The organism is Massilia sp. LjRoot122, from assembly GCF_964252725.1.
Classification (GTDB): Bacteria; Pseudomonadota; Gammaproteobacteria; order Burkholderiales; family Burkholderiaceae_D; genus Telluria.
This window is the reverse complement of record NZ_CAXUPB020000001.1, coordinates 4,028,763-4,048,727: the sequence shown is the minus strand read 5'-3', so window position 1 is coordinate 4,048,727 and position 19,965 is coordinate 4,028,763. Positions and strand designations below refer to the sequence as shown.

At 68.1% G+C, this 19,965-nt stretch carries 13 protein-coding genes and 1 tRNA gene; all 14 read left to right on the top strand.

Annotated elements, in window-relative coordinates; translation table 11 throughout:
* Positions 1–19: 19 nt before the first annotated feature.
* Entirely contained in the window at positions 20–1,165 is a 1,146-nt protein-coding gene (locus tag ACSQ25_RS17685) for a patatin-like phospholipase family protein (RefSeq protein WP_436108099.1), read from the top strand.
* Entirely contained in the window at positions 1,162–5,442 is a 4,281-nt protein-coding gene (locus tag ACSQ25_RS17680) for a two-component regulator propeller domain-containing protein (RefSeq protein ID WP_436106978.1), read from the top strand. The genes ACSQ25_RS17685 and ACSQ25_RS17680 overlap by 4 nt, the downstream gene beginning before the upstream one ends.
* Positions 5,443–5,519: 77 nt before the next feature.
* The gene (locus ACSQ25_RS17675; protein ID WP_436106977.1) at positions 5,520–6,170 is read left to right on the top strand and encodes a response regulator; all 651 of its coding nucleotides are present in this window, start codon (positions 5,520–5,522) and stop codon (positions 6,168–6,170) included.
* 103 nt (positions 6,171–6,273) lie between these two features.
* Complete coding sequence (locus ACSQ25_RS17670) at positions 6,274–7,908, top strand: AMP-binding protein (protein ID WP_436106976.1); 1,635 nt, start codon at positions 6,274–6,276, stop codon at positions 7,906–7,908.
* Between the two features lie 7 nt (positions 7,909–7,915).
* Entirely contained in the window at positions 7,916–8,410 is a 495-nt protein-coding gene (locus ACSQ25_RS17665) for a MarR family winged helix-turn-helix transcriptional regulator (RefSeq protein WP_436106975.1), read from the top strand.
* 97 nt (positions 8,411–8,507) lie between these two features.
* A complete protein-coding gene (locus ACSQ25_RS17660; protein ID WP_436106974.1) occupies positions 8,508–9,284 on the top strand; it encodes an EAL domain-containing protein in 777 nt (258 codons plus the stop codon).
* A gap of 101 nt (positions 9,285–9,385) precedes the next feature.
* Positions 9,386–9,460, top strand: a tRNA-Arg gene (locus ACSQ25_RS17655).
* A gap of 46 nt (positions 9,461–9,506) precedes the next feature.
* Positions 9,507–11,885 carry a PAS domain-containing protein gene (locus ACSQ25_RS17650; RefSeq protein ID WP_436106973.1) on the top strand — a complete coding sequence of 793 codons (2,379 nt, stop codon included), beginning with the start codon at positions 9,507–9,509 and terminating at the stop codon, positions 11,883–11,885.
* A gap of 90 nt (positions 11,886–11,975) precedes the next feature.
* On the top strand, positions 11,976–13,934 hold the full coding sequence (locus ACSQ25_RS17645) for an ATP-binding cassette domain-containing protein (RefSeq protein ID WP_436106972.1): 1,959 nt from the start codon (positions 11,976–11,978) through the stop codon (positions 13,932–13,934).
* 41 nt (positions 13,935–13,975) lie between these two features.
* On the top strand, positions 13,976–14,704 hold the full coding sequence (locus ACSQ25_RS17640) for a CAAX prenyl protease-related protein (RefSeq protein ID WP_436106971.1): 729 nt from the start codon (positions 13,976–13,978) through the stop codon (positions 14,702–14,704).
* 45 nt (positions 14,705–14,749) lie between these two features.
* Positions 14,750–15,979, top strand: a complete 1,230-nt coding sequence (epsL, locus tag ACSQ25_RS17635) for an XrtB/PEP-CTERM-associated polysaccharide biosynthesis outer membrane protein EpsL (protein WP_436106970.1) — start codon at positions 14,750–14,752, stop codon at positions 15,977–15,979.
* 26 nt (positions 15,980–16,005) lie between these two features.
* Positions 16,006–17,388 carry an undecaprenyl-phosphate glucose phosphotransferase gene (locus tag ACSQ25_RS17630; protein ID WP_436106969.1) on the top strand — a complete coding sequence of 461 codons (1,383 nt, stop codon included), beginning with the start codon at positions 16,006–16,008 and terminating at the stop codon, positions 17,386–17,388.
* 269 nt (positions 17,389–17,657) lie between these two features.
* Entirely contained in the window at positions 17,658–18,773 is a 1,116-nt protein-coding gene (gmd, locus tag ACSQ25_RS17625; protein WP_436106968.1) for a GDP-mannose 4,6-dehydratase, read from the top strand.
* Positions 18,774–18,778: 5 nt separating this feature from the next.
* Positions 18,779–19,816, top strand: coding sequence for a GDP-L-fucose synthase (gene fcl, locus ACSQ25_RS17620; RefSeq protein ID WP_436106967.1), 1,038 nt, complete (start codon positions 18,779–18,781; stop codon positions 19,814–19,816).
* Positions 19,817–19,965: the final 149 nt, after the last annotated feature.

Here is a 19,965-nt window from a genome sequence, read left to right as displayed (position 1 = left end):
CAGCAACGAGAAAACAGGCCTGGTCCTCACAGGCGGCGGAGCGCGCGCCGCCTATCAGGCTGGCGTGATGCATGCGATCGCCCGCATTCTCGCCGATGCCGGCCGTCCGGCCCTGCGTTCACCCTTCGACATCATCTGCGGCACCTCGGCCGGCGCGCTGAACGCCACCGCGCTGGCCTGCCGCGCCGACGACTTCACCAGCGCCGTGCGCGGCCTGCTGAGCGTGTGGGAAGGCGTGGCCGCCCACCAGGTCTACCGTGCCGACTCGCTCGCCGTGCTGCGTTCGGGCGCGCGCTGGTTGTCGCTGCTGTCCTTCGGCTGGCTGTTGCGCAAGTGGCACGCAGCGCCGCCCCAGTCCCTGCTCGACAACACTCCGCTGGCCGGCCTGCTGCACCGCGCGCTCGACCTGCCGCGCCTCGATGCCGCGCTGGCCGACGGCGTGCTGCATGCGCTGGCGATCACCGCTTCCTCGTACTCCAGCGGCCACCACATCACCTTTTACCAGGCCGCGCGCGAGATCGCGCCCTGGCTGCGCCACCAGCGCCTGGCGCTGGCGACCCAGATCAGCGTCGAGCACCTGCTGGCCTCGAGCGCGATCCCCTTCATCTTCCCGGCGGTGCCCCTGTACCTGGGCGGCCGGCGCGAATACTGCGGCGACGGCTCGATGCGCCAGCTGGCGCCGATCGCGCCGGCCATCCACCTGGGCGCCACCCGCGTGCTGGTGGTGGGGGCGGGGCGCATGTCGGAGCCGGCCGTCGATCCCGCCCCGTACAGTGGCTACCCCAGCCTGGCGCAGGTGGCCGGCCATGCGCTGTCCTCGATCTTCCTCGACAGCCTGGCGGCCGACATCGAGCGCCTGCAACGGGTCAACCAGACGCTCGAACGGGTGCCGCCTGAAGCGCGCTCCGCGCTGCCGCTGCGGCGCGTGGAACTGCTGGTGATCGCGCCGTCCGAGCGGCTCGACGACATCGCGCTGCGCCACGTCCACAGCCTGCCGGCCCCGGTGCGCACGCTGCTGGGCGGGATCGGTGCGCTCGAGACCCGTGGCGCGGCGCTGGCGTCCTACCTGCTGTTCGAAGGCGGCTACACGCGCGAGCTGATCCGCCTCGGCGAACACGACACCCTGGCCCGGCGCGACGACGTGCTGGCGTTTTTCCCGCAATGAGCGCCTTCTTCAGACTCCTTGCCGCGGCGCTGCTGCTGGCCATGTGCGCGGGCGCCGCCGCCGCGCCGCGCCCGACGCTGCGCTTCGAGCACCTGTCGGTGGCCGAAGGCCTGGCGCAGGAAACCGTGCTGGCCGTGGTGCAGGACCGCGACGGCTTCATGTGGTTCGGCACCCAGAACGGTCTGTCGCGCTTCGACGGCTACCGCGTCATCAACTACCGCAGCGTGCCGGGCAAGCCGCGCTCGCTGTCGAACAGCTGGGTGCGGGTGCTGCACCTCGACCGCCACGGCAGGCTGTGGCTGGGCACCGACGGCGGCCTCAACCTGTACGACCCCGTCACCCAGTCCTTCACCCTGTTCGTGCCGGACGAGACTGCGCGGCGCGGCAATGGCAACCGCCACATCAACGCCATCGTCGGCGACGGCCGCGACGGCCTGTGGATCGGCACCAACGACGGCCTGCAGCACTTCGACACCGTGCTGCGCCGCTTCACCACCTGGCACCACGAGCGGGGGAACGAACGCAGCCTGAGCGACGACAACGTCAATGCGCTGGCGCTGGACGCCGGCGGACGCCTGTGGATCGGCACCGGTGGGGGACTGGACAGCCTCGCCACGGGTTCCGGTTCCGACGCCGCCGCCGGCCGCGCCCAGATCGAGCACCACGCGTCCGGCCTCGGACCGCGCAGCAACCCGGTGCATGCGCTGATGGTGGACGGCGAGCAGCGCCTGTGGGTCGGGCGCCTGGGCGGGCTGGAACGGCGCGCGCTCAAGGGGCCGGAGGTGGGTACGGTGCGCCGCTTCGGTGCGGCGGACGGCATCGGCCCGTGGTGGATCACGGCCCTGTACCGCGATGCCGCCAATGAGATCTGGATCGGCACCCATGACGACGGCCTGCTGCGCTGGCGCGGCCGCGAAGACAGCTTCGAGAGCCACCGCCACGTCGTCACCGACCGCCACAGCCTGGGCGACAACCAGGTGTCGGCGCTGTACCGCGACCGTCTCGGCACCTTCTGGGTCGGCACCTGGTACGCCGGCGTCTCGCGGGTGGACCTGGGCAGCGGCGGCTTCGCCCGCATCGTGCGCAGCGGGAACTTTCCCGACACCCTGCCCGACAACAAGGCGCGTGCCCTGCTCGCGGATGGGACAGGCGCGGGACAGAAGCTGTGGGTCGGCACCGCCACCGCCCTGAACCACGTCGACCCGGCCACCGGCGCCACCACCGTGTACCGCCATGAGGAAGGCAATCCAAACAGCCTGGGCGGCCTGCCGGCATCGGCGCTGGCGCGCGACCGCAAGGGTCTGCTGTGGATCGGCAGCCGCACCGGCCTGACCTCGTTCGACCCGAAGACGCGGCGCTTCCAGCGCCTGGCGCTGCCCGGCGACGCCGATGCCAACAACGTGCGCGCGCTGTATGCGACGCCGGACGCCAGCATCTGGGTCGCCACCCGCGGCGGCCTGCACCGGCTCGATCCCGCCACGCGCAAGATCGCGAGCTGGCGCCACGACCCGGCCAGGTCCACCAGCCTGGCCGACGACATCGTGCGCCCGATGCTGCAGGACCGGCGCGGCCGCATGTGGATCGGCACCTTCGACGGCCTCGACCTGATGGACCGCGCCAGCGGGCGCTTCCGCCACTTCCGCCACGATCCCCACGACGCGGCCAGCCTGAGCCACGACGAGGTGCACGCCCTGTTCGAGGACAGCCGCGGCGACGTCTGGGTCGGCACGGCGGTGGGCCTGAACCGCATGGTCACGGCCGGCGACGGTTCGGTGAGCTTCGTACGCTACACCACGCGCGAAGGGCTGCTGGACGACGCGCTGGCCGCCATCCTGGAAGACGACGACGGCCACCTGTGGGTCAGCACCACCAGCGGCATCTCCCGCCTCGACCCGGAGTCGGGGCGCTGGCGCAACTACACCGCCGCCGACGGCCTCACCGAAGGCGCCTTCTTCGACTCCTCGGCGGTGCGCGGCGCCGACGGCGTCCTGTACTTCGGCGGCTTCAACGGCATCACCGCCTTCGACCCGCGCGCGATCCGCGACAACCGGGTGGCGCCGCGTCCCGTCATCACCGGCCTGACCATCTTCAACAAACCGGTCGACGAGGCGCTGCCCGGCCTGCTCAAGGGGCCGATCGAGCATGCCGAGACAGTGACGCTGCCGGCCGACGCCTCGGTGTTCTCGCTGGAATTCTCGGCCCTGCACTTCGCCGCGCCCGGGCGCAACCGCTTCGCCTACCGCCTCGACGGCTTCGATCGCGACTGGGTGCAGGGCGATGCGAGCAAGCGTTTTGCCACCTACACCAACCTCGACCCCGGCACCTACGTGTTCCGCCTGCGCGCGGCCAACAAGGACGGCGTCTGGAGCGAGCAGGTGGCGGCGCTGGCGATCACGATCGAGCCGCCGCCGTGGGGCACGCCCTGGTTCCGCGCCATCGCCGTGCTGCTGCTGGTGACGCTCGGCTACACCGGGGTACGCATGCGCATGTCGGGACTGCGGCGCCAGAAGGAGCAGCTGGCGCGCCAGGTCGGTGCGCGCACCGAACAGGTCGAGCAGCAGAACCGCATGCTCGAGCGCCAGACCCAGGAACTGCGCGACCAGGAGCAGCGCGTGCGCCAGCAGTCCAACGAGCTGGCACGCGCCTACCGCGCGCTGCAGGAGAACGAGGAATTCCTGCGCCAGGCCAAGCAGCGCGCCGAGGACGCGACGCGCCAGAAGTCCGAATTCCTGGCCAATATGAGCCACGAGATGCGCACCCCGCTGGCGGGCGTGATCGGCATGCTCGGTTTCGCGCTGCGCGACCCGCTGCTGCGCGAGACCACGCGCGAACAGATCGAGCGCGGCCAGGGCAATGCCCAGGCCCTGCTGGCGATCATCAACGACCTGCTCGACTTCTCCAAGATCGAGGCGGGCAAGCTGAGCATCGAGAACATCGACTTCGACCTGCACGCCATGATCCGCAGCGTGGCCAGCCTGTTCGAGGAACAGGCGGCCGGCAAGAGCGTCGGCTTCGACGTGACCTTCGACCCGGCCTTGCCGCGCTTCGTGGTGGGCGACCCGACCCGCCTGCGCCAGGTGCTGGTCAACCTGGTCGGAAACGCCTTCAAGTTCACCCGCTCCGGTTCCATCTACCTCGGGGTCGAGCTGCGCGAGGACGACCAGGTGCGCGGCGAGGGCTGGCACATGCTGCGCTTCACGGTGCGCGACACCGGCATCGGCATCCCGGCCGACGCGCTGCCGCGCCTGTTCCAGAAATTCGAGCAGGCCGACACCACCACCACGCGGCGCTACGGCGGCACCGGCCTGGGGCTGGCGATCTGCCGCCAGCTGGTGGCCCTGATGGGCGGCAGCATCGGCGTCAACAGCGCCGAGGGCAAGGGCAGCACCTTCAGCGTGCTGCTGCCGCTGGCCGACGGCGTCGAGCCGCCGCACGTGGAACAGGCGCCGCGCGTACCGCACACCCACCGCCTGCGCGTGCTGTGCGCCGAGGACTTCCCGACCAACCAGATCATCGCCCGCACCATGATCGAAGACATGGGCCACCAGATCGACATCGCCGACAACGGCGCCCAGGCGGTGCAGATGTGCGCGCGCACGCGCTATGACCTGATCCTGATGGACGGGCGCATGCCCGAGATGGACGGCGCCACCGCGACGCGGATCATCCGCGCCGGCGGCACGCCGGATGCGCGCGTGCTCGACCAGCACCTGATGATCGTGGCCCTGACCGCCAACGTCAGCGGCGACGACCGGGCGCGCTACCTGGCCTGCGGCATGGACGCCTTCCTGACCAAGCCGATCGACGAGGACGCGCTGCACCAGCAGGTCTCGCGCGCCATCGAGCGCCAGCTGGCGCGCGGGATCGCGCTGCCGCCGATGCCGCCAGGGGCGGGGGGGCTGGCGCAGGCGGCGTCGCCGCTGGCCGCGCTGGATGCGATGTTCGGGGTGGTGCCCGCTTTGCTGCCGGCCAGCGTGGCGGAGCCGGCGAATCCGGGCCGGCGCGCCGACGACCTGGCCGTGCGCCTGCGCGCCGCTTTCGCGGCCGACCTGCCGCGCCGCCGCGCCGAACTCGAGGCGGCCCTGCAGGCCGACGACCTGGACGCGGCCGGCAGGGTGCTGCACGGCCTGCGCGGCAGCGCCGCCTACCTGGGCGAGGCTGCGCTCGGCCAGCTGTGCGCCGAGCTGGAAGCCGCCGCCGACGCCGGCGAGCGCGAACGCCTGCTGGCCGGTGTCGCGCGCCTGGGCGTGCACCTGGCCGCCTTCCAGCCTTCCTGAGCATTTCCGTGCTCGCCGCAGCTCGCCTTCCCTAGTAAGATGGCGCCAACACACTTGTAAAAAGGGCAAAAAGTGACATGAAGGTGCTGGCGGTGGATGACGACGTGGTGGCGCGCATGATGCTGATGCATCTGGTCGACAGCTGCGGGGAATACGAGGTCCTGGAGGCCGAAGACGGCGAGGACGCCTGGCGCCTGCTGGCGGACGGCCTGCGTCCCGGCATCGTGTTCTGCGACCTGCGCATGCCGACGCTGGGCGGCATGGAACTGCTGGCGCGGGTGCGCGCCAGCGCGGAGCTGGCCGCGCTGCCCTTCGTGCTGGTGTCGGCGGCTTCCGATGCCGATACCCTGGCCGAGGCCGGGCGCCTCGGCGCCGACGGCTACATCGTCAAGCCCTTCGCCGCGGGGCAGGTGCGGGCCCAGCTCGCGCGCCTGGCGCCGCTCGACGAAGACCCGGCGGCGGTGGCGCAGCGTCTCGGCATCGCGCCCGAGCGGCTGCTGCTCTACCTCGGCGGCCTGCAGCGCCAGCTCGAGGAAGCCGCGTCCTTCTCCGGATCCGACGCCGCGCCGGAGCGCGAGGCGCGCCTGCAGCGCCTGGCCGAAGGCTGCGCCACGCTCGGGCTGATGGACAGCGCGGCGCGGCTGCGTGCCGTCGCGGCAGGCAAGGATGCCGCCGCCATCGGTACGGCGCTGGCGCATGCGCGCGCGGCGGTGGCGCGCCGGCTGTAGTTGTCGACGATGCGCGCAAGCGGGTCCCAATTTCACTTGCTGGCAAATTACTTTAGATTTAAAGTAAGCCTTGATGTTGCCGGAATTTCACCAGGGACCCGACATGACCGACGTTTCCGCAGCACTTGCGCCGTCCGGCTACGCCGACGGCTTTGCCCGCGCCAATCTGCCGCCGTTCGAAGAATGGCCCGAATTCCGCTTCGACCTGCCTGAACTGCAGTACCCGCCGCGCCTCAATTGCGTGGCCGAGCTGCTCGACACGGCCAGCCTGCGCGGCTGGGACGAGCGCACCGCGCTGATCGGCAGCCGCGAGCGCCTCAGCTACGCCGCGCTGCGCGCCCGGGTCGACCGCATCGCCCACGTGCTGCGTCAAGACCTCCAGCTCGCGACCGGCAGCCGGGTGCTGCTGCGCGGCGCCAATTGTCCGATGATGGCGGCCTGCATCCTGGCCGTGATCAAGGCCGGCTGCATCGCGGTGCCGACCATGCCGCTGCTGCGCGCCCGCGAGCTGGGCACCATCGCCGGCCGCGCCCGCGTCGATGCCATCCTGTGCGCGGCCGCGCTGCGCGCCGAGGTCGATGCGATGGAGCCGGGCGGCCTGCCGCTGCTGCTGTTCGACGCCGCGCCGGATGCGCCCGAGTCTCTCGAAGTGCGCATGGCGGCGCACGACGCGGCCTTCAGCGCGCCCGACACGGCGGCCGACGACGTCTGCCTGATCAGCTTCACGTCGGGCACCACCGGCGTGCCCAAGGGGACCATGCACTTCCACCGCGACCTGCTGGCGATCTGCGACTGCTTCCCGCGCCATACGCTGCGCTCGCGCGGCGACGACGTCTTCATCGGCACGCCGCCGCTGGCCTTCACCTTCGGCCTGGGCGGGCTGCTGCTGTTCCCGCTGCGGGTGGGCGCCGGCGCCGTGCTCTGCGAAAAGCTGACGCCGGAAAGCCTGCTGGCGGCGATCCAGGAACACCGCGCCACGGTCTGCTTCACCGCGCCCACCTTCTACCGCCAGATGGCCCAGCTGGCCCTACGCTTCGACTTGCGCAGCCTCACGCGCACGGTGTCGGCCGGCGAGGCGCTGCCGGTGGCGACGCGCGAAGCCTGGAAGGAGGCGACCGGCCTCGACATGATCGACGGGATCGGCGCCACCGAGATGCTGCACATCTTCATCTCCGCCGCCGGCGGCGAGGTGCGCCCCGGCGCGACCGGCAAGCCGGTGCCGGGCTACCAGGCCTGCATCCTCGACGAGAACGGGCAGCCGGTGGGGCCGGGCGTGATCGGGCGCCTGGCCGTGAAGGGCCCGACCGGCTGCCGCTACCTGGACGACCCGCGCCAGCGCAACTACGTGCAGGGCGGCTGGAACATCACCGGCGACGCCTACGAGATGGATGCCGACGGCTATTTCTATTACCGTTCGCGGCTGGACGACATGATCATCTCGGCCGGCTACAACATCGCCGGCGCCGAAGTCGAGGACGTGCTGCTGCACCATCCGGCGGTGGCCGAGTGCGGCGTGGTGGGGCGCCCCGACGAGGAGCGCGGGCAGGTGGTCGAGGCCCATGTCGTGCTCAAGCCGGGCGTCGACCCCAGCTGCGAGACGGCCGCGCTGCTGCAGGAATTCGTCAAGGCCCAGATCGCGCCCTACAAGTATCCGCGCGTGGTGCGCTTTCGCGAACAGCTGCCGCGCACCGAAACCGGTAAACTGCAGCGGTTTAAATTACGCATGGATGCGGTCTGAGGAAAACATGTCGGATTTCGAGGACCACGAGCTCGACCTGGCCAGCCGCCTGCGCCAGGAGCACCACCAGTCGCTCAAGCTGTGGCTGCGCATGCTGTCCTGCACCGTGCGCATCGAGAACGAGATCCGCACCCGGCTGCGCGCCGGCTTCGGCATCACGCTGCCGCGCTTCGACTTGATGGCCCAGCTCGAGCGCCATCCCGACGGCCTGCGCATGGGCGAGCTGTCCAAGCGCATGATGGTTACCGGCGGCAACGTCACCGGCATCACCGACCAGCTCGAGCGTGAAGGGCTGGTCGTGCGGGTGCCCGACCCCAACGACCGCCGTGCCTGGGCGGTGCGGCTGACGCCGGCCGGACGCAGCGCCTTCGCCGAGATGGCGGCGGTGCACGAACGCTGGATCGACGAGATGCTGGCCGATATCCCGGCCGAGGACAAGGCCAGCCTGATCGCGCTGCTGGCGTCGATGAAGGAGCGGCTCAGGGTCGACGAGGAGCGCTAGCGGCGGCCGGTCGACGAGCCGCCGCAACTGCTGGTTGCAATCGTGCGACCCGGCTCCCATGGCCGAGGATAATGGCTGAATCCGCCGAGGGGGATCCATGAGCCTGACACCACCGGAAGTGCCGCCGGAACTCCGTACCTGTGCCCGCTGCAGCAATCAGCTCGGCCTGGGTTTCGGGGTCAGCTTCGCCTACCAGCCGATCGTCGACCTGAGGCGGCGCAGCATCTGGGCGCACGAAGCGCTGGTGCGCGGTCCGCGCGGCGAAGGCGCCTGGTCGGTCCTGTCCCTCGTCAACGAGGACAACCGCTACGCCTTCGACCAGGCCTGCCGCATCGAGGCGATCCGCGGCGCGGCGCGCCTCGGCCTGCCCGGCAGGTTGTCGATCAATTTCCTCCCCAACGCAGTGGTCCATCCCGCGACCTGCATCCAGCGGACCTTCGCGGCCGCTACCGAGGCCGGCTTCCCGCTCGAGAACATCATCTTCGAAGTCACCGAAGGCGAACGGGTACGCGACCGGCCCCACCTGGTCCACATCTTCCGCGAATACCGCCGCTACGGCTTCTCCACCGCGATCGACGATTTCGGTACCGGCTATGCGGGCCTCGACCTGCTGTCGGCCTTCCAGCCGGATGTCGTCAAGCTCGACATGGCGCTGGTGCGCGGCATCGACGGCGACCGGGCGCGCCAGGCGGTGGTGAAGGGGGTGATGACGATGTGCGCCGCACTGTCGGTGCGGGTGCTGGCGGAAGGTGTCGAGACCCCGGCCGAGCGCGACTGGCTGGCCGGCGAGGGTGTCGAACTGATGCAGGGTTACCTGTTCGGCCGGCCCGCGTTCCATGGAGCGGCCGAGATCGACGCGGCGGCCTGGGCTTAGCGCCTGTCGGAACAGCGCATGCGTCGCGGTAGTTCTGCTTTGGCAAGACCGCTGGTACAATAGAGGACTGCACGAGGGCTGTTCCACGCCCTTGCGGATGTGTCGCCATAGTACAATGGATAGTACAAGGTCCTCCTAAGACTTAGATGCAGGTTCGATTCCTGCTGGCGACACCATCGTTTCTGTCTGTCGGCCGCTGCGCCAGCTCTCCCCAGGACCACGATGTTTCTTCTTGCTCCCGCTTGCCCAGACCAGTCCGGCCCTGTCGAGGCCCTGATGGCGTCGCTCGGCTGGGATGGCACGGCCTGCGGCGCACCCGCCGGCTGGGAACCGGCCCTGCAATACGCGGTGCGCCAGATGCTCGACGCGGCGCTGCCGACCTTCATCGTCTGGGGCGAGGGCGAGACCTTCCTGTATAACGATGCCTACATACCGATCCTCGGCCGGCGCCATCCGGCCGCGCTCGGGCTTCCCTTCGCCGAGGTCTGGCCGGAAGCCTATCCGGCGGTGGCGTCCGCGGTCGCCCAGGCCATGGCCGGCCGGCCCGCCAGGTTCGACGACGCGCCGTTCACCGTCACCCGCAACGGCGTCGAGGAACAGGCCCGCTTCTCGTTCACGTATTCGCCGCTGCGGCGCCTGGACGGCAGGGTGCGCGGCTTCGCCTGCGTGGTGGCCGAGACCACCGGCGTCGACGCCTGGCAGCGCAGCGAGGCGGCGCTGCACGACGCCCGGCTGCGGCTCGAAGGCGCGCTCGGCGCGGCCGAGATCGGCACCTGGAACTGGAATATCCGCGCGAACCGGGTGGTCGCCGACGCCAACCTGGCCCGCCTGTACGGCGTCTCGGTCCGGGATGCCGAGGGCGGGCCGATCGAGGCCTACCTGGCGGTGATTCATCCGGACGACGCGGCGCGGGTGCAGGCGCATATCGCGCATGCGCTGGAGACCGGCGCGGCGTTCAGCGACAGCTACCGCGTGCGCGGCGCGGACGGCGCCTGGCGGCATGTCGAGGCGCGCGGCAAGGTCAACGTCGGTGCGGACGGCCAGGCGGAATGGCTGGCCGGCGTCGCGCTCGATGTGACTGCCCGCAAGGAGGCCGAAGACGGGCTGCGGAACAGCGAGGCGCGCTTCCGGGTGATCGCCAACGCCATGCCGCAGGCGGTCTGGTCGACCCGGCCGGACGGCTTCCACGACTACTACAACGACCAGTGGTATGCCTTCACCGGCGTGCCCTACGGCTCGACCGACGGCGACGGCTGGAACGGCCTGTTCCATCCGGACGACCAGCCGCAAGCCTGGGAAAAATGGCGCCGCTCGCTGGAAACGGGCGATCCCTACGAGATCGAATACCGCCTGCGCCACCATTCCGGCCGCTACCGCTGGGTGCTCGGGCGCGCGTTGCCGGTGCGCGGCGAGGACGGGACGATCGTGCGCTGGATGGGCACCTGCACCGACATCCACGAGCAGAAGCTGGCGCACGAGGCGCTGCAGGACGCCGACCGCCGCAAGGACGAGTTCCTGGCGATGCTGGCGCACGAGCTGCGCAATCCGCTGGCCCCGATCGCGACCGCGGCCTCGCTGCTGGCGATGGCGGCCCAGGACCCGGCGCGGGTACGCCAGGTGGGCGCCGTCATCTCGCGCCAGACCGCCCATATGACCGGCCTGATCGACGACCTGATGGACGTCTCGCGCGTCACCCGCGGACTGGTGACGCTCGAGCATGACACGGTGCCGCTGGCCCAGGTGATCGACGACGCCGTCGAGCAGGTCCGTCCGCTGATCGAGGGCAGGGCGCACCGCCTCGAACTCCGTTCGGCGGCCGCCGGCGTGGTCGTGCGCGGCGACCGCAAGCGCCTGGTGCAGGTTCTGGCCAACATCCTCGGCAATGCCGCCCGCTATACGCCCGCGGGCGGCCACATCGTGCTGTCGGCCGGCATCGAGGACGGGCGCGCGCTGCTGGCGGTGCGCGACAACGGGATCGGCATGGCGCCGGAACTGGTCGCCGGCGCCTTCGAGCTGTTCCACCAAGGCAAACGCAGTCCGGACCGCTCCCAGGGCGGGCTCGGGATCGGCCTGGCCCTGGTGCGCAGCCTGGTGCAGCTGCACGGCGGGACGGTGCAGGCGGCCAGCGAGGGCGAGGGACGCGGCAGCAGCTTCACCGTGACGCTGCCGCTGCCGGAGCAGGGCATGCATGCGGCAATGGGCGCCACGGCCGAGCGGCTGCACGCGCCCGGCACGCTGCGGGTGCTGGTCGTGGACGACAATACCGATGCGGCGGAACTGGTGGCGATGTTCCTGCAGCTGCTCGGCTACGAGGTGAGCGTGGAGTTCGGCGCCGTCGCGGCGCTGGCCCGGGCACGCCAGCTGATGCCGCACGTCTGCCTGCTCGACATCGGCTTGCCCGGCATGGACGGCATGGAACTGGCGCGCCGCCTGCGCCAGCTTCCCGGCCTCGAGCGGGTGCGGCTGGCGGCCATGACCGGCTACGGCCAGGCCCAGGACCGCCGTGCCAGCGCGGATGCCGGTTTCGACGTCCATTTCGTCAAACCGGTCGAGACCGATGCGCTCGCAGCATGGCTGGCGGAACAGCCGCCCACTGCTTAAACCGCGGGCTCGTGCCGCCAGTCGGTACAATGCACGCTTCTTTCAACATTTTGCGCCTGCCGCCTTGCGGCGCGGGCGGGTTCACGGATCATGGCTGTCATTTCCCTTTCTTCCGCACAACTGGCCTTCGGCCACGTCGCGCTGCTCGACCACGCTGACTTTTCCCTGGAGACCGGCGAGCGCGTCGGCCTGATCGGCCGCAACGGCACCGGCAAATCCTCGCTGCTGAAAGTCATTTCGGGCCGCTCCCGGCTCGACGACGGCCTGCTGGTCATGCAGCAGGGCGTCAAGATCGCCTACGTCGAGCAGGAGCCGGTCTTCGATCCCGGCATGACCGTGTTCGACGCGGTGGCGGCCGGCATGGGCGAGCAGCAGGCGATGCTGGCCGAGTATGAATCCCTCACCGGGCAGTTCGGCGGCGACAATGACGAGGCGCTGATGGAGCGCATGCACGAGATCCAGCTCAAGCTCGACGCCATCGACGGCTGGAACCTGGCGCACAAGGTCGACACCACCCTCGACCGTCTCGGCCTGAACCGCGAGGCGAAGATGGGCACGCTGTCGGGCGGCATGCAGAAGCGCGTGGCGCTGGCCGTGGCGCTGGTGTCCGCCCCGGACGTGCTGCTGCTGGACGAACCGACCAACCACCTCGACTTCACCTCGATCAAGTGGCTGGAAGGCCTGCTGCGCGAATACCGCGGCTCGGTCCTGTTCATCACCCACGACCGCAGCTTCCTCGATAACGTCGCCACCCGCATCATCGAACTCGACCGCGGCCGCCTGCTTTCCTTCCCGGGCAATTTCTCGACCTATCAGGAGCGCAAGCGCGAGCTGCTTGCCAACGAGGAAGTCGAGAATGCCAAGTTCGACAAGTTCCTGGCGCAGGAAGAAGTCTGGATCCGCAAGGGCGTGCAGGCCCGCCGCACCCGCGACGAAGGGCGGGTGCGCCGGCTCGAAGCGCTACGCCTGCAGCGCAACGCGCGCCGCGAGCAGCAGGGCACGGTCCGCCTCGACGTGGGCGCCGGCGAACGTTCGGGCAAGATCGTCGCGGACATGGAAAACATCTCGAAGTCGTACGGCGAGAAAGTTATCGTCAGCAACTTCACCGGCACCATCCTGCGTGGCGACAAGGTCGGCCTGATCGGCCCGAACGGCGCCGGCAAGACCACCTTGCTGAAGATTATCCTCGGAGAAGAAACGGCCGACAGCGGCACGGTGAAACTCGGCACCAAGCTGAACGTGGCCTATTTCGACCAGATGCGCGCCCAGCTCAATGAAGAGGCGAGCCTGGCCGACACCATCTCGCCGGGCAGCGACTGGGTCGAGATCAACGGCCAGAAGAAGCACGTGATGACCTACCTCAACGACTTCCTGTTCGCGCCGGAACGCGCACGTTCTCCCGTGAAGTCGCTCTCGGGCGGCGAACGCAACCGCCTGCTGCTGGCGCGCCTGTTCGCCAAGCCGGCCAACTGCCTGGTGCTCGACGAACCGACCAACGACCTCGACATCGAGACCCTGGAACTGCTGGAAGAATTGCTCGAGGAATATACCGGCACCGTGTTCCTGGTGAGCCACGACCGTACCTTCCTCGACAACGTCGTTACCCAGGTAATTGTTGCCGAAGGCAATGGTATGTGGCGTGAATACGTCGGCGGCTACACTGACTGGGAGCGTACGCGCGCAAACAGCCAGGACGCGGCGGCGAAGGGCGCGGCAGCTATGGCGAAGGGGGCCGCAAATACCCCGGCCGCGCCGGCCGACTCAGCAGTCAAAGCTGGCGAAATGTCATCTACCGCACAGAGCGGGTCTGGTAAAAAGGTAAAGTTGAGCTACAAGGAGCAGCGCGAGCTGGAGGAACTTCCCCAGCTGATCGCCACTCTTGAAGATGAGCAGTCCGCGATTACGGCCCAGCTGAATTCGTCCGACTTCTATAAGCAGAATCCTGGCGATGCGCGCCGCCTGAGCGAGCGCCACGCCGAGATCGACACCCTGCTGCTCGACGCCCTCGAACGCTGGGAGCGCATCGAAGCCCGCTCAAGGGGCGAGTAGCCTAACGAACCAGGCAGGCCAGGCGCCTGCGATACAAGGACATGACCGAGCACAACGACACCCGTACCGCTCCCACTGCAAGCCCTGCGTTATCGGTCGACGCACCCCTCTTCAGCCGCGCCGCCTGGGCGCGGATCCTGCCTTTCGGCGCCTATATCTTCTTCATCATCCTCGGTGACATGCTCGAACGCACGGGCATGGCCCGTGCCGACCTGCGCTGGCTGTATCCGGTCCAGATCGGCGTCGTGGCCGTGCTGCTGGCCGTGTTCTGGCGCCGCTACCACGAACTGCGCGCGCCGCTGCCCAGCCCGGGGCGGCTGCTGGCGGCGGTGGCCGCCGGCGTCCTCGTTCTGGTTCTCTGGATCAACCTGGACGCGCCCTGGATGACGGTCGGCTCGAGCCCCGGCTACGACCCGCGTACTAACGGCGAGCTCGACTGGGTACTGATCCTGATCCGCATCGCCGGCGCTGCGCTGGTCGTGCCCGTCATGGAAGAACTGTTCTGGCGCTCCTTCGTGATGCGCTGGGTCGATGCCGCCGACTTCGAGGCATTGGCCCCGGCCCGTGTCGGCATCAAGGGCTTCCTGGTGTCGGTGGTCCTGTTCGGCTTCGAGCACAACCTGTGGCTGGCCGGCATCGTTGCCGGCGTGGCCTACAGCCTCCTGTATATGCGTCACGGCAATCTCTGGTCGGCGGTGATCGCCCATGCTGTCACCAACGGCCTGCTCGGCGTGTGGGTGGTCGCCACCGGCAACTGGGCTTTCTGGTAATCCAGTAACAATCCAAGCGCAATGACTTCAGAAAAGACAAACAACATGATGCATTCTCGCCCACTCACCCTGCGTCCACTCGCCTTCCTGGTCGGCGCAATCTTCCTCCTCCCATCCCATCATGCGATGGCACAGGCCAGTCCGCAGCAGGAAGAAGGCCTCAAGCTCTACGGCGGCATCGGCTGGGGCTACGACGACAACCTGCTGCGGGTGCCGGACAACCGGCCCGCCTTCGGCGGCAAGCGCAGCGACCGCTGGCGCCAGGCCGAGGCCGGGGTCGTGTACAACAAGCGCATCAGTCGCCAGCGCGTGGCGGTGGTGGCCAAGGCCTCGAAGGTCGAGTTCGACCATTTCAAGCAGCTCGACTATGACGGCCGCGACCTGCAGGCCACCTGGTACTGGGAGCTGGGCAACAAGTTCGAAGGGCAGGCCGGCACGCTCTACGACCGCACCCTGGCGTCCTACACCGACTTCTTCAGCGACGAGCGCAACGTGCGCGAGCGCCGCCGCCAATGGTTCGACGCCGGCTGGAAGCTGCACCCGAGCTGGAAAGTGCGGGCCGGCTTCACGCGCGAGCGCTACGAATACGAGCTGCTGCGCCAGCGCTTCAACAACCGCACCGAGAAGGCTGCCGAGGCGGAACTGCTGTACCGCCCGCGTAGCGGCAGCTCGGTGGGCCTGGTGGCGCGCCGCGTCAAGGGCGAGTATCCGTTCCGCCGTCCCGCCACCACCGGGGTGCTGGTGGACGACTTCACCCAGGACGAACTGAAGGTGAGGGTCAACTGGTACGCCACCGGCTCGACCACGGTGCAGGCGCTGGCCGGCTACGTGCGCCGCGAGCAGCCGTCCTTTGGCGAGGGTACGACCAGCGGCTTCAACGGCCGCCTGAACGCCTACTACCAGCCGCGCGGCAAGGTGACCTACAACGCTTCGGTATGGCGCGAATTCGCCCCGATCGAGAGCACCATCGTCAGCTATACCCTGAACCGCGGCGCCAGCATCGGCGCCACCTGGCAGGCCACCGGCAAGATCAAGGTCGATGCCAACGCCGCCTACGAACAGCGGGCCTACAACCCGCGCTCGGTCGCCGCCGCCGGCCTGCGCGACCTGGACGACTCGCTGCGCACGGCGAGCCTGCGCGCCACCTGGCAGGTCAAGCGCAAGATCGCGGTCTCGGCCGGGTGGCAGCACCAGTCGCGCAGCGGTTCGCAGACGCTGAACCTGGGCAAATTCGACGCCAACACCGTCATGGTGAACGCGAACGTGCTGTTCTGAAGTGCCGCGGTATCAAGAAGTGACTTATGACGGTTAACGATATCCCGATCATCTCGTTTTTCCAGCGCGTGCTCGATCCCCTGATCATCATGGGGACCCTGTACCTGGCCACGCTGTATTACCAGGAACCGTTTTCCGGATATTCGCTGGTGCTGATGATCCTGGCCTTCTTCATCTCATCGTCGATCTACCAGCACGTCGATCCCTACCGCACCTGGCGCAGCGGCCGCATGCTGGCCTATGCGCGCGACACCGTGTTCGGCTGGTGCCTGACCATCGCCGTGCTCTACTTCCTGGGCTCGGCCAGCGGCCTGAAATACTTCTACGACGAGCGCGTGCTGCTGGCCTGGTTCATCGCCACGCCGGTGACCATCCTGGTCAGCCACCTGGCGGTGCGCAAGGCCACCGGCAGCCGCGACCGTTCGCGCGAGGTGCGCTCGATCGTGGTGGTCGGCGCCAACGACGTCGGCATCAAGTTCTCCCGCGTGTGCGAGCGCCACCCGAACCTGTTCATGGAAGTCTGCGGCTTCTTCGAGGACCGCAAGGACGAGCGGCGCCCGGCCCAGATCGGGCACCCGGTGCTGGGCGGCATGGCCGACGTCTGCGCCTATGTGCGCAAGCACAACATCAAGATGATCTTCATCAGCCAGCCGATCTCGGCCCAGCCGCGCATCCGCAAGCTGATCGACGAGCTGAAGGACACCACCGCCTCGGTCTACTTCCTGCCGGACGTCTACGTGTTCGACCTGATGCAGGCGCGTTTCGACACGGTGGGCGGCATGCCGGTGATCGCGATCAGCGAGACCCCCTTCATGGGCTGGAACAGCGTGATCAAGCGCGGCTGCGATATCGTGATCGGCAGCATCATCCTGTTCCTGCTGGCGCCGCTGATGCTGGTGATCGCCGTCGCCGTCAAGCTGACCTCGCCAGGCCCGGTGATCTTCCGCCAGCGCCGCTATGGGTTGTACGGCGAAGAAATCTATGTCTACAAGTTCCGCTCGATGACCGTGACCGAGGACGGCGCCAGCGTGGTGCAGGCGCAGAAGAACGACCAGCGCGTGACCCCGATCGGCGGCTTCCTGCGCCGCACCTCGCTCGACGAGCTGCCGCAGTTCATCAACGTGCTGCAGGGGCGCATGAGCCTGGTCGGGCCGCGCCCGCATGCCGTTGCGCACAACGAGCAGTATCGCAAGCTGATCAAGGGTTACATGCTGCGCCACAAGGTGCGGCCGGGCATTACCGGCTGGGCCCAGGTCAACGGCCTGCGTGGCGAAACGGCCACGCTCGACAAGATGGAAGCGCGCATCCAGTACGACCTCGACTACCTGCGCAACTGGTCGCTGTGGCTCGACCTGTGGATCATTGTCAAGACGGTGAAGGTGGTGCTGACGCGCGAGAACGCGCATTGAACCCGGCCTTGCGTGCGGCATCGAACAGCAGGATGATGAAAACCGGCTAGAGCGAAAAGTAATTAACTGCTCGCAACACGCTGTTATTTACCAGTGAAAACACTTTAAATTCGATTTGGAAATAGTTCGCTTAAGGTCAACTTAAAAGCTGCGCGCACGATTGGCATCTTGCTTGCACGACCACACGAGCTGCGTAGAATCGTTGATGAGTTTGCAACTGCCGGGACTGGTTTTGTCCGGTTTCACGCGGGAAAAACGTAAGGAAAAACATGAAGAAAGCACTGATTACCGGCGTGACCGGCCAGGATGGTTCCTACCTGGCGGAACTGCTGCTCGCGAAGGGGTATGAGGTCCACGGCATCAAGCGCCGCGCCTCCTTGTTCAATACCGGGCGCATCGATCACATCTACCAGGATCCGCATGCCGACAATCCGCGCTTCTTCCTCCACTACGGCGACCTCACCGATACCTCCAACCTGACCCGCATCCTGCAGCAGGTCCAGCCGGACGAGGTCTATAACCTGGGGGCGATGAGCCACGTGGCCGTGTCCTTCGAATCGCCCGAATACACCGCCGACGTCGACGGCATCGGCACCCTGCGCCTGCTGGAGGCGATCCGCTTCCTGGGGCTGGAGAAGAAGACCCGTTTCTACCAGGCCTCGACCTCCGAGCTGTACGGCCTGGTGCAGGAAAGCCCGCAGCGCGAGACCACCCCTTTCTATCCGCGCAGTCCTTACGCCGTGGCCAAGCTGTACGCCTACTGGATCACCGTGAACTACCGCGAGGCCTACGGCATGTATGCCTGTAACGGCATCCTGTTCAACCACGAATCGCCGCGCCGCGGCGAGACCTTCGTCACCCGCAAGATCACGCGCGCGCTGGCCAACATCGCCCAGGGCCTCGAGCCCCGGCTCTTCCTCGGCAACCTCGACGCGCTGCGCGACTGGGGCCATGCGCGCGACTACGTCCACATGCAATGGCTGATGCTGCAGCAGGACAAGCCCGAGGACTTCGTGATCGCCACCGGGCGCCAGTATTCGGTGCGCCGCTTCGTCGAAGTCGCCGCAAGCGAGCTCGGCATCGAGATCGCCTGGACCGGGCAGGGCGTTGAGGAGCGCGGCACGGTCGCGGCCATCCGTGGCGACAAGGCGCCTGGCGTCGAGGTCGGACAGCTGATCGTGGCGGTGGACCCGCAATATTTCCGGCCGACCGAGGTCGAAACCCTGCTGGGCGACCCGACCCGTGCGCGCGAGCGTCTCGGCTGGGCACCGACAACCAGTTTCGAAGCGATGGTGCAGGAGATGGTGGCGCATGACCTCGACACGGCGCGCCGCCACAAGCTGCTCGCATCGCATGGCTACAACGTCGCACTTTCACTGGAGTAAATGTGTTGAATAATCAGCCTCGCATCTATGTCGCCGGCCATCGTGGCCTGGTCGGCTCGGCCATCGTGCGCGTCCTGCGCGCCCAGGGCCACACCAACATCGTCACCCGCACCCATGCCGAACTGGAACTCACCGACCAGGCCCAGGTGCGCGAATTCTTCCGTACCGAGCAGATCGACCAGGTCTACCTGGCCGCGGCCAAGGTGGGCGGCATCCATGCCAACAACACCTATCCGGCCGAGTTCATCTACGACAACATGATGGTGCAGGCCAACGTCGTCCACGAAGCCTGGCGCGCCGGCGTGCGCAAGCTCCTGTTCCTCGGCTCCTCCTGCATCTACCCGCGCCTGGCAGCGCAGCCGATCCGCGAGGAATACCTGATGAACGGCATCCTCGAGCCGACCAACGAGCCCTATGCCATGGCCAAGATCGCCGGCATCAAGCTGTGCGAAAGCTACAACCGCCAGTACGGCACCGATTACCGCAGCGTGATGCCGACCAATCTGTATGGGCCGGGCGACAACTATCACCCGGAAAACAGCCACGTGATCCCGGCCCTGCTGCGCCGCTTCCACGAAGCGCGCGAGAGCGATGCGGCCGAAGTCGTGATCTGGGGCAGCGGCAAGCCGATGCGCGAGTTCCTGTACGTGGACGACATGGCGGCCGCCAGCGTCTACGTGATGAACCTGCCGATCGACGTGTACGCGGCCAATACCGATCCCATGCATTCGCACATCAACGTCGGCACCGGCCAGGACGTCACGATCGCCGAGCTGGCGCGGCTGGTGGGCGAGACCGTCGGCTACCGCGGCCGCATCGTCTTCGATGCGAGCAAGCCGGACGGCACGCCGCGCAAGCTGCTCGACGTCTCCAAGCTGGCCGCGCTCGGCTGGCGCGCCAGCATGCCGCTGCAGGAAGGCCTGCGCCGCGCCTACGAGGCCTTCGTTGCCCAACAGGACGAACACGCCGAATCAGGGCCGCAGGAAGTGCCGGCCGGACTGCTCGGACGTGCGCCCGGCGGCGTGTCGGCGGTGGCGGCATGAGTCGCCCGTGCTGCTGCGGTAGCAGAGTGTTAATTGACGAACAGAGAACGAATCGTGCGGAACCCAGAATGGATGAGTCCCGGTTCTGACCTGAATTCTGGAGCGGGTCACGAATAAAAAGAGGAAAAGAGGCGGGCTCACCCGCTAAC